Consider the following 15,233-nt stretch of genomic DNA (forward strand, 5'->3'; position numbering starts at 1 on the left):
GTGTTGAAGCTGTCATATTCGCCGTTGTACGAAATCACGCCGGTGCGCGAGGTACCGGTTTCGATGCGGCCGTCATAAGCCATGATCGTCTTCTCCTGCAGAGAGCGCCGGGGATCGGCGGGGGTCTGTGGATCCCGCCCGCCCGACCCACCGGGCACACCCCTCGGGGGGGGGCGGCGGCGCCCGCCGGCCCCGGCGCGGGGGGGTGCGGGGGCCCGAGGCCGTGGGCTGGGGGGGTGCGGCGCCTCGTTCGGGGGCCGGGGCGGCGTGGCCGGGGGCCGAGGGGACGCAACCCGCCAAGCCCTGAGCATCGGACTACGGACCGTCCCCGCGCGGGGGCGGTCCACCCGCCCTCGCGGCGGATCAGCCGGCCTGAGCGGGCGCGAAGGGCAGGCAGGGGTCGAGCACCACCAGCCCCGGCTCGGCCCGGTTGTAGCCGCCCGCCAGCACCAGCCGGTCGCCCTTGGCGTGTTCCAGCGGCAGATAGGTCACGCAGACCACCGTCACCGGCGCATCCTCGCACATCGCCAGATAGGCCAGCACCTCGTCGGCCTCGGCAGACGTCACCCGCCCCTCGATCGCCATCGAGACGCGGTCGTCTGTCTGTGGCGCGCGATCGACCCAGCCGGGCAGCGTGCCGCAGGTGGCATTCTGCGCCGGCATCTCTTCGCCCTGGCGAAACGGGCTGGCGGGGTCACAGCACGGGGCCGCGGCGGCAGGCAGGGCAGCCAGTGCGAGGGCAACGAGCGCATGGGCAGCGGTCAGCGGATGGTCCATCAGACGGTCCTTGACGGCGGGCAGGTGGCGTCAGGCTGCCAGAAGACGGCCGAACGGCAACCGACGTTCGCGTGTCCCCCAGAGATTGCTGTATACCACGGCATACAACCCTTTCCATCGGCCCTGTCTTGCGCTATGACGCGCGCAACCGAATCCTGACACCAGAGGGCACCCATGACCAAGATCAAGGTAGACAACCCCGTCGTCGAGCTCGACGGCGACGAGATGACCCGGATCATCTGGGCCTTCATCAAGCAGAAGCTGATCCTGCCCTATCTGGATATCGACCTGAAATATTACGACCTGGGCATCGAAGAGCGGGACCGTACCGACGACCAGGTCACAATCGACGCCGCCTATGCGATCAAGCAATACGGCGTCGGCGTGAAATGCGCCACGATCACGCCCGACGAGGCGCGGGTCGAGGAGTTCGGCCTGAAGAAGATGTGGAAGTCGCCGAATGGCACCATCCGCAACATCCTGGGCGGGGTGATCTTCCGCGAGCCGATCATCTGCCAGAACGTGCCGCGCCTGGTGCCGCACTGGACCCAGCCGATCATCGTCGGCCGCCACGCCTTCGGCGACCAGTACAAGGCCACCGACTTCCGTTTCCCTGGCAAGGGCGTGCTGTCGATCAAGTTCGTCGGCGAGGATGGCGAGACGATCGAACACGAGGTGTTCCAGTCTCCCGGCGCCGGCGTGGCGATGGGGATGTACAACCTGGACGACTCGATCCGCGACTTTGCCCGCGCCAGCCTGAACTATGGCTTGCAGCGCGGCTATCCGGTGTATCTGTCGACCAAGAACACAATCTTGAAAGCCTATGACGGGCGCTTCAAGGACATCTTCCAGGAAACCTTCGACGCCGAGTTCGCCGACCAGTTCAAGAAGGCCGGGATCACCTATGAACACCGGCTGATCGACGACATGGTGGCCAGCGCGCTGAAATGGTCGGGCGGCTATGTCTGGGCCTGCAAGAACTATGACGGCGACGTCGAATCCGACATCGTGGCACAGGGCTTCGGGTCGCTGGGGCTGATGACCTCGGTGCTGATGACGCCGGATGGCAAGACGGTCGAGGCCGAGGCGGCGCACGGCACCGTCACCCGCCACTATCGCCAGCACCAACAGGGCAAGGAGACCTCGACCAACTCGATCGCGTCGATCTATGCGTGGACCGGCGGGCTCAAGCACCGCGCCAAGCTGGACGGCAACGAGCAGCTGATGCGCTTTGCCGAGACGCTGGAAAAGGTCACCGTGCAGGCGGTCGAGGACGGCTACATGACCAAGGACCTGGCGATGCTGGTCGGGCCGGACCAGAAATGGCTGACCACGATGGGCTACCTGGAAAAGGTCGACGAGTACCTGAACAAGGCGCTGGCGGGCTGATCGCCGCCCCTTGCGGGACCGAGACGGCCGGGCAATCTGCCCGGCCGTTTCCGTTCAGTCGGGCTTCTTGCCGGTCGGGTCGTCGTTGCCTGGATACCAGTCGATGACGATCACCTCGGTCGCCGCGCCCGCAGCCTTGAGCTTTTCGGCGAACGCGGCCGGGTCGGTGCCGCGGTGGTGATAGGCACTCACCTGCCGGGGCGCCATCGCCGCCACCCCCGCCGCCGCCTGGTCGGCGGTCATGGTGTAGGGCAGGTTCATCGGCACGATCGCCAGCAGGATGTCCTTCTGGGCCCGGAACTCGGGCGTGTCCTCGGTGTCGCCGGCGACATAGATCCGGCCCTCCGGGGCGCTGAACACATAGCCGTTGTCGCGGCCCTGCGGGTGGTATTTCATCCGGTCGGGGGTGATGTTGTAGGCCGGCACCGCCTCGACGGGGATGCCCGCGATCTCGGCGGTGTCGCCGTTCTTCATCACCCGGGCGCGCGCCTTCAGCGGCTCGGGCAGCTTGTCCGCGACCGCCGGGTTCACCACCAGCGCGACCGAGTCGCCGGCCAGCGCGGCGAGCGTTTCGGGGTCGAAATGGTCGCCATGTTCGTGGGTGATGAGGATCACGTCCGGCTCTCCGGCGGCGAGATAGGGGGCGGGGGCGCCGACCGGGTCGATCAGGAACCGCTTGCCGCCCAGGGTGAGCATCAGGCTGGCGTGCTCGAAGGGGTTGAGGAACGCAGGCACCGCGCTGTCGGTCGCGGCAGGGACAGCGGCAAGGGGCGCGGCCGGCGAGGGGGCCGCCGCGGCGGCCGGCGCGGGGGCGGCGGCCTGGGCCGCCAGCCGCGCGGGCAGGGCGGCCGTCACGCCGCCGGCAACGGCGGTCAGGATCGTCTGGCGTCGGGTCAGCATCGGCGTCTCCTCTCGGACAGGGCATGGTGGGGGCAGCGGCCCAACCGACCGCGGCGCCCCGGGGTTCCGGCTTTCCAAGGGCGCCCGCCGGCGCTATCTGTCCTCTGTCCCCCTGCGCCCGGAGCCTGACCGATGAAAGCCGCCGTCATCACCTTTCCCGGATCGAACTGCGACCGCGACCTGGCGCTGGCGCTGGAACGGGCGGGGGCCGACGTCACCCGCGTCTGGCACAAGGACGACGCGCTGCCGGAGGGCACCGACCTCGTCGGCGTGCCCGGCGGCTTTTCCTTTGGCGACTACCTGCGCTGCGGGGCGATCGCGGCGCGCTCGCCCATCGCCGGGGCGATCCGCGCCCATGCCGGGCGCGGCGGCCATGTGCTGGGGGTCTGCAACGGCTTTCAGGTCCTGACCGAGCTGGGCCTGCTGCCCGGCGCGCTGATGCGCAACGCCGGGCTGACCTTCATCTGCAAGGACGCGCCGCTGACCGTGGCCAGCCGCGACAACGCATGGCTCGCGGCGTTCTCGGCCGGCGAAGAGATCAGCTTCCCGGTCGCCCATCACGACGGCAACTACCAGATCGACGCCGAGGGGCTCGCCCTTGAGCCGATCTTCGCCATTGCCTAGATTGGCCGGCATGCCCGACGCCCGCGCATCCGAGGATTCCCAGACCGATCCCGCGCCCCGCGTCCGGGTGCCGGGACGGGTGCGGCTGGTCAACCGGCTGGGCATCCTCGTGCTGCTGGTCGCCGCGGTCGGGGCGATCTGGTGGACCAACCAGTGGCTGACCGACCGGTTTTCGGAAAACACCCGCGTGCGGTCGGAACTGCGATCGGCGCTGTATACCGGAAACCTGCTGTCGGAATTGCAGCGCACGGCGGTGGTGCCCTTGCTGCTGGCGCGCGACCCGGCACTGATCGGGTCCTTGTCCAGCAAGGAATACAGCACCGTCTCGGCCCGCCTGATCGCGGCGCAAAAGGAAATCGGTGCCGCCTCGATTCGGCTGCTGGACAATTCCGGCCGCACCGTCGGCGCCACCGATCGCAAGCTGCTTGGCACGAACTACGTGCTGCAACCCTTCTATGTCGAGGCGCTGCGCACCAACGACACCGTCTTCACCGTCGCCGAGGCGGAAACCGGCGGCTATGATTTCGCCTACTCCCGCGCCGTCATCCATGAGGGGCGGACGCTGGGCGTCATCGTCGTCGGCGCCGACCTGAACCGGCTGGAACGGTCGTGGTCGGGGATCTTGGACGCCGTCGCCGTCACCGACAGCGAGGGCCGGATCATCCTGTCGACCGAGCCGCGCTGGCGCGGCCTGACGCTCGACGACGCGCTGGCCGTGCGGTCGGCCCCCTCGGCCATCGAGCGCGCCTTCCAGGTCACCGCCGACTGGTCTACCCGCCCCGCCGACGCCTATGTCCGCGGCAAGGCGGTGATGCAGTCCGAGGCGCGGATCCCCTTCCGCGGCTGGCGGATGACGCTGTTCACCACCTTCGATTCCATCCGCGAGCGGGTGAACGCCTTCCTCGCGCTGGAGATCATGGGCTTCGCGATCCTGCTGGCGGCCGGGTTCTACCTGCTGTCCCGCCGCGCCCGCGTGCAATCCGCCCGCTATCGCCGCGAATCGGCTGACCTGCGGGCGCTGAACGCGCGCCTCACCCGCGAGATCGCCGAACGCGAACGGGTCCAGCGCGAGTTGCGGGTGGCCGAACAGACTGTGCAGCAGGCCTCCAAGCTCGCCGCGCTGGGCGAGATGTCGGCCGGCGTCAGCCACGAGCTGAACCAGCCCCTGGCGGCGATGAAGACCTATCTCGCCGGCGCCCGGCTGCTGCTGGAACGCGACCGCGGGGACGAGGCGCTGACCTCGTTCCAGCGCATCGACGACCTGCTGGAACGAATGGGGACGATCACCCGGCAGCTGAAATCCTATGCCCGCAAGGGCGGCGAGTCGTTCGAGGCCGTGGACCTGCGCGTCGCCCTGTCCGGTGCGCTGACGATGATGGAACCGCAGCTGCGCCACCGCCGGGTCCGCCTGCAGCGCAGCCTGCCGCGCGAGCCGGTGATGGTGCATTGCGACCGCATCCGGCTGGAACAGGTCATCATCAACCTGATCCGCAACGCGCTCGACGCGACCCGCACGGTCCGCGATCCGTCGATCGAGCTGGTGGTGGACAAGCTGTCTCACGCGCATTTGTCGGTGCGCGATAATGGGCCGGGTGTCCCGGACCTGGAAAAGCTGTTTGAACCCTTCTGGACGACCAAGGGGCCGGGCGAAGGGACCGGGTTGGGGCTGGCGATCTCGTCGGGGATCGTCGCCGATTTCGGCGGCCGCCTGACCGCCCATAACCGCGACAGCGGCGGCGCGGTCTTCGATGTTGAACTGCCTCTTTACGAACCGCAGGCCCGCGGCGCTCGCCCGCTGGCGGCGGAATGACGAAAGGATGACGCAATGGCGCAGACCATGACGGTGGCGATTGTCGACGACGAACCCGATATGCGCGAATCGATCAGCCAGTGGCTGAGCTTGTCCGGGTTTCACACCGAAACCTTCCCCAGTGCCGAGGACGCGCTCAAGGCCATCGGCCCGGACTGGCCGGGGGTGGTGATCTCCGACATCCGGATGCCGGGGATGGACGGGATGGTGTTCCTCAAGCGCCTGATGGGCCAGGATTCCGGCCTGCCGGTCATCATGATCACCGGCCACGGCGACGTGCCGATGGCGGTCGAGGCGATGCGGCTGGGCGCGATGGACTTCATGGAAAAGCCCTTCAACCCCGACCGGATGACGGAACTGGCCAAGAAGGCCACCCAGGCGCGGCGGATCACGCTGGACAACCGCGCCCTGCGCCGCGACCTCAGCGAGGGCCAGCAGGTCATGTCCAAGCTGGTCGGGGCCAGCCCGGCGATGGACCGGCTGCGCGAGGACATCCTCGACCTCGGTCAGGCCGACGGCCATGTGCTGATCGACGGCGAAACCGGCACCGGCAAGACGCTGGTCGCCCATGCGCTGCACGCGGTCGGGCCGCGGGCGTCAAAGAAATTCGTGCCGATTTCCTGCGCCGCCTTTGCCGACGAGGCGCTGGCCGTGCGCCTGTTCGGCCCGGTCGAGGACGGCCTGCCGGCGGTCGAGGAAGCCCGCGGCGGCACCCTGTGCCTCGAGGACATCGAGGCGCTGTCCGAGCCGTTGCAGGCGCGGCTGCTGGCGTTCATCGCCGACCAGGGCCAGCCCGCGGAAACCCGGATCATCGCCATCTCGAACGCCCGCGGCGAGGGCCGCCGGGCCGAGGACAGCCTGCGGCCGGACCTGTTCTATCGCCTGTCCGCGCTGAAGATCACCGTGCCTGCCCTGCGCCAGCGCGGCGAGGACATCCTGTCGCTGTTCACCCGGATGACCGAACAGTTCGCCGAAGAATACGGCTGCGAACCGCCACAGGTGACGGCGCAAGAGGCCGCCCAGCTGCTGCAGGCGCCGTGGCCGGGCAACGTCCGCCAGCTGATAAATGTGGCCGAGCGCGCGGTGCTGCAGAACCGCCGCGGATCGGGGTCCATCGCCTCGCTGCTGATGGCCGACGGAGAGGACAGCCACACCGCCGACGCCACCACGACCGAGGGCAAGCCGCTGAAGGAATATGTCGAAAGCTTCGAAAAGATGCTGCTCGACAACACCATGCGGCGCCACAAGGGGGCGATCAGCGCGGTCATGGACGAACTGTGCCTGCCGCGGCGCACGCTGAACGAGAAGATGGCCAAATACGGGCTGAGCCGCGGCGATTACCTGTAAAACCTGGGCCAAATCGCCGCGCGGCAGGGTCGCGCGGCGGAATTGCATGGGATTGCCGACAGTTCGCCATTGTCAATCCGGCCCCGCGATGCCTATGTTCCGGGAAGGAACCGTCGCATCCGCCCATCGGGCGGCGGTGCTGTTCCGCCAGTTTCGCAGCGCGACACGTCCGCCCGGTCCGACAGGCCCGGGGGCGCGCCGCGCGGGAAAAAATCGGTCCCGCCGGGTGCATGCCCGCAGGGGCTGGCAACATTCGTCGTCCGGCGCGGGCCTTTCCGGGCCGTTCCGGGCAAGAGGTAACAGACGCGATGGATCGCGCGACGGGCAGGGACATGAACGGGCGGCAGGGCTTTGGCCTTGCGGCCCGTGCGGTCGTTCCGGCCGCAGCCCGCCCGCCCGTGCAACCCGCGTCCGCATCAATGCGCATCCCCGTTCCCATCCCCTGCCGGACGCTGTTCCGGCCAGGGCCGGACGGGCTGCGTGAAAGCAGATTACATGTCAAAGAAGATGCTGATCGACGCCACGCATGCCGAGGAAACTCGGATCGTCGTGGTCGACGGGACCAAGGTCGATGATTTCGACTTTGAAACGCTGAACAAGCGCCAGCTTGCCGGCAATATCTACCTGGCCAAGGTCACCCGGGTCGAACCCTCGCTGCAGGCGGCCTTCGTGGATTACGGCGGGAACCGCCACGGCTTCCTCGCCTTCGCGGAAATCCACCCGGATTATTACCAGATCCCCGCCGCCGACCGGAAGGCGCTGATCGAGGAAGACCGCGCCGCCGCCGAGGCCGCCGAGGCCGAGGAATCCGGCCGCGAGCGCCGCAGCAGCGGCAGCAGCAGCCGGCGCCGCAGCCGCAGCAAGTCCGACGACCGGGCCGGCGAGCAGGCCGAGCGCGCCGTCTCGGCCGACGAGGTGACGCAAAGCGACGCCGTGCCGGGGATGGAAATCATCGACGCGGGCCCGGACGACGACGAGGCCGCCATCGAATCCGGCTTTGCCGCCGCCGGCGGCGACGTCATCGACCCGACCGTCGACGGCCAGGGCGGCGACGCCGACGGGGTCGAGGCGGCACCCGAATCGGAAGAGGCTGACGACCACGCCGACGACCACCCCGACGACGCCACCGCCGTCGAGGACATCGAATCGGTCGCTGAAGAGGACGTGGCCGAGGAAATCCGCCCGGCCCGCAAGCCGCGCGCCCGCCGCTACAAGATCCAGGAGGTCATCAAGGTCAGGCAGATCATGCTGGTCCAGGTGGTCAAGGAAGAACGCGGCAACAAGGGCGCCGCGCTGACGACCTATCTGTCGCTCGCCGGCCGCTATTGCGTGCTGATGCCGAACACCGCCCGCGGCGGCGGCATCTCTCGCAAGATCACCAACGCCGCCGACCGCAAGAAGCTCAAGGAAATTGCGGGCGACCTCGAGGTGCCGCAGGGCGCCGGGCTGATCATCCGCACCGCCGGCAGCCAGCGCACCAAGACCGAGATCAAGCGCGACTACGAATACCTCATGCGGCTGTGGGAACAGATCCGCGAACGGACCTTCAAGTCGATGGCGCCGGCGCCGATCTACGAGGAAGGCGACCTGATCAAGCGCACCATCCGCGACCTCTATTCCAAGGACATCGACGAGGTTCTGGTCGAGGGCGAGCGCGGTTATCGCACTGCCCGCGACTTCATGGCGATGATCATGCCCGACCAGGTGCGGGCGGTGAAGCACTACACCGACCCGATGCCGCTGTTCGCGCGCTACCAGGTCGAGGGCTATCTGTCGGGCATGTTCAACCCGGTCGTGCAGCTGAAATCCGGCGGCTACATCGTCATCGGCATCACCGAGGCGCTGGTCGCCATCGACGTGAACTCGGGCCGGGCGACCAAGGAAGGCTCGATCGAGGACACCGCCTACAAGACCAACTGCGAGGCGGCCGACGAGATCGCCCGCCAACTGCGGCTGCGTGACCTCGCCGGTCTGATCGTCATCGACTTCATCGACATGGACGAGCGCAAGAACAACGCCGCCGTCGAGAAGCGCTTCAAGGATGCGCTGAAGAACGACCGGGCGCGGATCCAGGTCGGCCGCATCTCGGGCTTTGGCCTGATGGAGATGAGCCGCCAGCGGCTGCGGCCGGGGATGCTGGAAAGCACCACCCAGCCCTGCGCGCATTGCCACGGCACCGGCCTGATCCGGTCGGACGATTCGATGGCGCTGACCATCCTGCGGGCGATCGAGGAAGAGGGCACGCGCAAGCGCTCGCGCGAGGTGCTGGTCAAGGCGCCGGTGGCGGTCGCCAACTTCCTCATGAACCAGAAGCGCGAGCATATCGCGATGATCGAGTCGCGCTTCGGCCTGTCGGTGCGGGTCGAGGCCGACCCGGCGCTGATCTCGCCCGACTATGCGCTGGAAAAGTTCAAGACCGCGACGCGGGTGGTGCCGGAATCGGTGACCTCGGCGCTGTCGGTGGACGCCAGCCTGATGGCGCAGATCGACGAGGCCGAGGATCACGCCGACGAGGTACTGGACGAGATCGAGGCCGAGGCCGAAGCGCAGGCCGAGGCGCAGGTAGACCAAGCCCCCCGTGCGGCCGACCGCGACGAGGCAGAGGAGAACGGCGACGGCCGCTCGCGCCGCCGTCGCCGCCGCCGCCGCGGCGGTCGCGGCCGTGACGAGGCTGATGGGTCGGATTCGCCCGAGGACAACGCGGCCGGGACCACGGCCGAGGGTGCCCATGAGGGCGAGGAGCCCGCAACGGGCGCGGACGAGGCCGCCGACACCGGAGAGCCGGCGCCGCGCCGCACCCGCAGCCGCTCGCGCCGCCGCCGCAAGGATGACGACGGCGCGACCCTCGCGGTCGCCGCGACCACCGAGGCGGGCGACATCATCGACGAAAGCCGCGATGTCCCGGCGGGCGAGGGTGAAGCCGTCGCCACCGGCGGCATCCCGGCCAATGCCGATGGGCTGGCAGATGCGGACGGGCTGGCTGAGGCCGACGATGACGCGGTGAACGCGGACGAGGGTGCAGACGTTGCCGCGGATGCGGGCGACGCGGTTGGCCATCAACCTGTAGCTGCCGAGGAGCCTGCCAGCGCCGACGCGGCCTACGGTGACGAGGTGGCTGCCGACGAGACGTCCCGTGAGGGCGAGGCTGACGACGAGGCGTTTGCCCACGAGACGCCCGCCGATCTGGTGTCTGACGACGAAGGGACGTCCGCCGTCACCGGCGACGACGCCACCCGCGTCGACGCGGGCGCGGATGACCACAGGGCCCACGAGGGCGCTGCCGACGCCCACCCGGCCGAGGAACCGGCCCTTACCGCGCCCGAACCCGCGCCCCAGCCTGAGCGTGAACCGGAACCCGCCGGCGCGGGCGAGGATGACGCCGCCGCGCGGCCCAAGCGCCGTGGCTGGTGGTCGCTGGGCTGACGCGAGGCGGTCCAACCGCCTGACGCAGCCGTGACAATTCGCGCAGGGGCTGGGGCTTTCCCGGCCCTTCGCTTTTCGGCAAGGTGTCGCCATGTTTGGGATCGAACTCGCCGACGCCGCCTTTCTGCCCGCCGCGCTCGTCGCCGTCGCGGCCGGGGTGCTGTCGTTCCTGTCACCCTGCGTGCTGCCGATCGTGCCGCCCTACCTGGCCTACATGACCGGGGTGAAGGTGTCGGCGCTGCAGGACCGCCAGCGCAGCGCGGTGCTGCCGGCGCTGTTCTTTGTCCTTGGCCTCAGCACGGTGTTCCTGCTGATGGGCTATGCCGCCTCGGCCTTTGGCCGCGCCTTCCTGCAATATCAGCCGTTACTGGTGAAGCTGTCGGGCGCCTTCGTCATCCTGCTGGGCCTGCATTTCCTGCATGTCTTCCGCATCCCGCTGCTGGATCGCGAGGCGCGGCTGGACACCGGCGACAAGGGCGGCTCGGCGCTGGGCGCCTATCTGCTGGGGCTGGCCTTCGCCTTTGGCTGGACGCCCTGCATCGGCCCGCAGCTGTCGATGATCCTGACCCTCGCGGCGACCGATCCGGCCCGCGGCACCGGGCTGCTGGGCGTCTATGCGCTCGGGCTTGGGATCCCGTTCCTGCTGTCGGCGATCTTCATCGAACGCTCGATCGGGCTGATGAACCGCATCAAGCGGCGCATGGGCCTGATCGAGCGCATTTCCGGCGTGCTGCTGATCGCCGTCGGCGTGCTGCTGCTGACCGGCTGGCTGGGGGTCATAAGCTACTGGCTGCTGGAAACCTTCCCGGCGCTGGGCCGGATCGGCTGACCGGGCCTCTCAGCCGCCGGCCCGGCAGGCGGCGAGCGCGGTGCCAAAGCTGCGGATCAGCGCCGGGTAGAACTGCGGCCCCGGCGGGATCGCGGCGCCCAGCGGGTCGATCACCGCGGTGGTGACGCCGCTGCCCTCGAACACCGTGCCCAGCAGGTCGGGGTCGAATTGCGGCTCGCTCAGCGCGCAGGTCACGCCCATCGCGCCCACCGCAGCCCGCAACTCCGCGATCCGCGCCGGGCTGGGGGTGCTGGCGTCGCTCAGCGACACCGACCCGGCGGCGGTCACCCCGAAGCGGTTTTCCATGTACTGATAGGCGTCGTGGAAGGCGACGAAGCGCAGGTCGCCCAGCGCCGCCAGCGCGGCGCGTGTTTCGGCAGCGGCGGCGTCGATTTCCGCCAGGGCCGCGTCGGCATTGGTGGCGTAGGCGGCGGCGTTGGCCGGGTCGAGGCGGGCCAGCTCGGCCGCGATGGCGCGGGTCCAGGCCTTGCCGTTTTCCGGGTCGAGCCAGGCATGGGGGTCGACGCCGTCATGGGAATGGCCGTGCTCGTCCGCATGGTCCTCGGCGTGGTCGTGATCGGCTTGGTCGTGCCCGTCGGCCGCGTCGTGATCCTTATGGGGGGCAAACGTCGCCCCCTGCCGGGCCTGCAGCTCGACCGTGCCGGGGGCGGCGAGCAGCTCGACATGCGCCGCCTGCGGGGCCAGCGTCTCGATCGGGCGCAGCAGCCACGGGGTCAGCTCGGGCCCGACGAAGAACACCACCTGCGCCGATTCCAGTGCCGCCGCGTCCGAGGGCTTCAGCGCATAGCCATGCGCCGAGGCGCCAGGCCGGACCAGCACCGCGGGTTCGCCCACCCCCTGCATGACGCGGGCCGCCAGCCCCTGCACCGGGGCGATGTCGGTCACCACACGCGGCGCCTCGGCATGGGCGGTCCCGGCCAGGATCACCAGCATCGCGGCAAGAGAGGATCGTGACATTCGCTGAACTCCGTCATAAGATAACATGATGAGTTACATTATAACATCTTGGCAGTCAATGGCGGGGGGCGGCGATGCCTGAGCGCGCCGTTCCCGACCCCGCCGTCCAGGACCCCACCGCCCACGACCACGCCGGCTGCATCGCGCGGGCGATGGCGCATGTCGACGCGCATTGCGCGGCCGACGGGCTGCAGCTGACCCCGGTCCGCCGCCGGGTGCTGGAAATCCTGCTGGAACAGCATCGGGCGCTGGGCGCCTATGAAATCCTTGACCGGCTGCGGGCCGAGGGGCTGGGTAGCCAGCCCCCGGTCGCCTATCGGGCGCTGGATTTCCTGATGAAGGCCGGGTTCGTGCACCGGATCGAGACCCTGAACGCCTTCGTCGCCTGCACCCGGTCGGGGCAGGGCCATGTCCCCGCCTTCCTGATCTGCCGTCAGTGCCACAAGGTCATCGAGACCCCCACCGAACCACCCGGCGGGGTGCTGGACAGCGCCGCCGCCGAGGCCGGCTTTGCCATCGAGACCGCCGTGCGCGAGGCCGAGGGCCTGTGCGCCGACTGCCGGGCCGCCGCATGACCGCCCCGCTGACCGCCCCGCTGTCCGCCCCGCTGATCGAACTCGACAACGTCGCCGTCACGCTGGGCGGCCACGCCGTGCTGCGCGACATCGACATGACCGTGCGGCAGGGCGAGATCGTCACCGTGGTCGGTCCCAACGGGTCGGGCAAGACCACGCTGATGCGGCTGATCATCGGCGCGCTGGCGCCCTCGGCCGGGCGGATCACCCGCGCGGCGGGGCTGCGGCTGGCCTATGTGCCGCAGCGGCTGGCGATCGACCCCTCGCTGCCGATCACCGCCGGGCGGTTCATGAACCTGCCGCATCGCCGCGATCCGGGCCGCGTCGCCGCCGCCCTGACCCGCGCCGGGCTGGGTGGGCTGGGCAGCCGCCCGGTCTCGGCGCTGTCGGGCGGGCAGCTGCAGCGGCTGCTGCTGGCCCGCGCGATGCTGAGCGAGCCGGATCTGCTGATCCTCGACGAGGGCGCCGCGGGGCTCGATCAGCCCGGCGTCGCCGCCTATTACGCCCGCGTCGAGCAGCTGCGCGCCGAAACCGGCTGCGCGGTGCTGATGGTCAGCCACGACCTGCAGGTGGTGATGCGCGCCTCGGACCACGTCATCTGCCTGAACGGGCATATCTGCTGCGAGGGGACGCCCGAGAACGTCTCGGGGTCCGCCGCCTATCGCGGGTTGTTCGGCGGCGGCGAGGGCGCGCTGGCGCTGTATCGCCACCATCACGACCACGTCCACGCCGACGGCACCCCCTGCGCCGGCCACGACCACGGCGAGGACGCCGCCTGATGCCACCCGATTTCATGGTTCGCGCGGCGCTGGCCGGGATCGGCCTGGCCGTGGCCTGCGCGCCGCTGGGCTGCTTCGTCGTCTGGCGGCGCATGGCCTATTATGGCGACGCGACCGCCCATGCCGCGCTGCTGGGGGTGGCGCTGTCGCTGGCGATGTCGCTGCCGCTGGCGCCGGCGGTGATCGCCGTCGCGCTGGCGATGGCCGCGGCGGTGGGGGCGCTGTCGGGGCGGCAGTCGGTCGACACCCTGCTGGGGGTGCTGGCCCACGCCGCGCTGGCCGCGGGGCTGGTCGCGGTGTCCTTCGTCCAGGGCGTGCGCAGCGATCTCAGCGCCTGGCTGTTCGGCGACATCCTGTCCGTCACCCGCGGCGACCTGGTGACGATCTGGCTGGGGGCGGCGGCCGTCGCCGCCCTGATCTTCTGGCGCTGGTCGCGGCTGATCCTGGCGACGCTGTCGCCCGAGATGGCGGTGGCCGACCGGATCTCGCCCCGGGTCGAGCAATGGGTGCTGAACATCGCGCTGGCCCTGGTCGTCGCGGTCGGCATCCGCATCGTCGGCGCGCTGCTGATCTCGGCGATGCTCATCATCCCCGCCGCTGCCGCCCGGCCGCTGTCGCGCAGCCCCGAGGCGATGGTGCTGGCCGCCGGCCTCATCGGCAGCGTGGCGACCCTGGCCGGGCTCGGCGCGGCGTGGCGGCTGGACACGCCGACGGGACCGACCATCGTCTGCGCCGCGGCGGTGCTGTTCGTGGTGGCGACGGGGGTGGCCGGGGCGGGGCGGGCCCTTCAGGCCCGGCCCTGACGCAGCAGCCAGGCCGCAAGGTCCTGGTCGCAGACCACGCCGTTCACCAGCCCGCCGCGCAGCGCCCCCAGCGTCGCGGCGCGCTTGGCCGGGCCGTGGACCGCGGCCACGATCAGCGCCCGGTCGGCCGGCGGCAGCGGCGCCGAGGCCACGCGGTCGTCGCGCGGCAGCATCCGCCCCTGAATGTCGAAGGCGTGGCCCAGGATCTCTCCGACCGCGCCGGCGGCGACCAGCCGGGCGATCTCGGCCACGGTGAGAAAGCCGTCCACCCGCAACGGCGCCTCGGGCCCCAGATCGCCCAGGCCGATCAGCGCCGCGTCGGCGGCCGCGGCCATCGCCATGACGCGCCGGTTGCCGGGCTGGCGGTGCAGCGCCGCGCGTTCCTCGGCGCTGGCGGCGATCACCGGCAAGATCAGCGGAAATGCCGGCGCGGTGACCTTTTCCGACAGCGAGAACAGCGCGTTGTAATAGGCCGCCGAGCCGTCCGGCGCGATCGTGCCGGTCAGCGACACGACGCGGTGCTGCGGGCAATCGACCCGGCCGATCTGCGCCACCGCGGCGCGCAGGGTGCGCCCGGTCCCCAGCGCCAGCGTCTTCGGCTCGGGCCGCGCCAGCAGCGTTTCCAGCAGCGCCGCCAGCTGCATCGCGACCCCGGCCGGAGCGCCCGCCGCCGGCGCCACCTCGGCCAGTTGCAGCCCGAAGCGGTCCTTCAGCGCCGCGCCCAGGTCCAGGCATTCCGCCAGCGGGTGGTCGATGCGGACCTTGACGATCCCCGCCGCCATCGCCTGCGCGACCAGCCGCTGCGCGGTCTGCCGCGACACGCCCAGCTCGCGCGCGATCTCGTCCTGGGTCATCCCGGCCACCCAGGACAGCCATGCGGCCCGGGCCGCCTGATCCAGTCTGTCACCGCCGCGCGTCATCGGGCCCTTCTGGTCCATCGAAAGGATTTGACAAGTTCGCATTCTGGTATGAGCATTTGCCCATCACAAGGGCAAATGC

At 70.0% G+C, this 15,233-nt stretch carries 12 protein-coding genes and 1 pseudogene; 9 read left to right on the forward strand and 4 right to left on the reverse strand.

The features are described from left to right. Positions 1-363: 363 nt before the first annotated feature. Complete coding sequence (locus IC63_RS02425) at positions 364-777, reverse strand: hypothetical protein (protein ID WP_052041812.1); 414 nt, start codon at positions 775-777, stop codon at positions 364-366. Between the two features lie 174 nt (positions 778-951). Here IC63_RS02425 and IC63_RS02430 point away from each other — a divergent pair, with 174 nt between their 5' ends. Beyond that, positions 952-2,166, forward strand: coding sequence for an NADP-dependent isocitrate dehydrogenase (locus tag IC63_RS02430; protein ID WP_036716600.1), 1,215 nt, complete (start codon positions 952-954; stop codon positions 2,164-2,166). 54 nt (positions 2,167-2,220) lie between these two features. On the opposite strand, the gene IC63_RS02435 is transcribed toward IC63_RS02430, so the two are convergent. Next, positions 2,221-3,066, reverse strand: a complete 846-nt coding sequence (locus IC63_RS02435) for an MBL fold metallo-hydrolase (RefSeq protein WP_052041813.1) — start codon at positions 3,064-3,066, stop codon at positions 2,221-2,223. Positions 3,067-3,198: 132 nt separating this feature from the next. On the opposite strand from IC63_RS02435, the pseudogene purQ reads away from it, so the two are divergent. The 5 genes and pseudogenes from purQ to IC63_RS02460 form a co-directional block, all read left to right on the forward strand. Further along, positions 3,199-3,663, forward strand: a pseudogene (gene purQ / locus IC63_RS02440) (phosphoribosylformylglycinamidine synthase subunit PurQ); the annotation flags it as partial. A gap of 37 nt (positions 3,664-3,700) precedes the next feature. Then, complete coding sequence (locus IC63_RS02445) at positions 3,701-5,500, forward strand: sensor histidine kinase (RefSeq protein WP_052041814.1); 1,800 nt, start codon at positions 3,701-3,703, stop codon at positions 5,498-5,500. A gap of 15 nt (positions 5,501-5,515) precedes the next feature. After that, complete coding sequence (locus tag IC63_RS02450) at positions 5,516-6,847, forward strand: sigma-54-dependent transcriptional regulator (RefSeq protein ID WP_036716602.1); 1,332 nt, start codon at positions 5,516-5,518, stop codon at positions 6,845-6,847. Between the two features lie 495 nt (positions 6,848-7,342). Next, entirely contained in the window at positions 7,343-10,270 is a 2,928-nt protein-coding gene (locus IC63_RS02455) for an Rne/Rng family ribonuclease (protein WP_036716604.1), read from the forward strand. A 91-nt stretch (positions 10,271-10,361) separates the two neighbouring features. After that, positions 10,362-11,099, forward strand: a complete 738-nt coding sequence (locus tag IC63_RS02460; RefSeq protein WP_036716605.1) for a cytochrome c biogenesis CcdA family protein — start codon at positions 10,362-10,364, stop codon at positions 11,097-11,099. 9 nt (positions 11,100-11,108) lie between these two features. Here IC63_RS02460 and IC63_RS02465 read toward each other — a convergent pair whose 3' ends face one another. Continuing rightward, complete coding sequence (locus tag IC63_RS02465; protein WP_036716606.1) at positions 11,109-12,077, reverse strand: zinc ABC transporter substrate-binding protein; 969 nt, start codon at positions 12,075-12,077, stop codon at positions 11,109-11,111. Positions 12,078-12,151: 74 nt separating this feature from the next. Here IC63_RS02465 and IC63_RS02470 point away from each other — a divergent pair, with 74 nt between their 5' ends. Genes IC63_RS02470 through IC63_RS02480 form a run of 3 tightly spaced genes read left to right on the forward strand, consistent with a single transcriptional unit; the run spans position 12,152 to position 14,234 of the window. Further along, complete coding sequence (locus tag IC63_RS02470; RefSeq protein WP_052041815.1) at positions 12,152-12,652, forward strand: Fur family transcriptional regulator; 501 nt, start codon at positions 12,152-12,154, stop codon at positions 12,650-12,652. Then, positions 12,649-13,431 carry a metal ABC transporter ATP-binding protein gene (locus tag IC63_RS02475; protein WP_052041820.1) on the forward strand — a complete coding sequence of 261 codons (783 nt, stop codon included), beginning with the start codon at positions 12,649-12,651 and terminating at the stop codon, positions 13,429-13,431. The genes IC63_RS02470 and IC63_RS02475 overlap by 4 nt, the downstream gene beginning before the upstream one ends. Continuing rightward, a complete protein-coding gene (locus IC63_RS02480; protein ID WP_036716607.1) occupies positions 13,431-14,234 on the forward strand; it encodes a metal ABC transporter permease in 804 nt (267 codons plus the stop codon). Before IC63_RS02475 ends, IC63_RS02480 begins: the two co-directional genes overlap by 1 nt. Here the strand turns inward: IC63_RS02480 and IC63_RS02485 are convergent. Further along, entirely contained in the window at positions 14,219-15,154 is a 936-nt protein-coding gene (locus tag IC63_RS02485; protein WP_036716700.1) for a sugar-binding transcriptional regulator, read from the reverse strand. The genes IC63_RS02480 and IC63_RS02485 overlap by 16 nt on opposite strands. Positions 15,155-15,233: the final 79 nt, after the last annotated feature.

It is taken from the genome of Paracoccus sphaerophysae, assembly GCF_000763805.1.
Taxonomy (GTDB): domain Bacteria; phylum Pseudomonadota; class Alphaproteobacteria; order Rhodobacterales; family Rhodobacteraceae; genus Paracoccus; species Paracoccus sphaerophysae.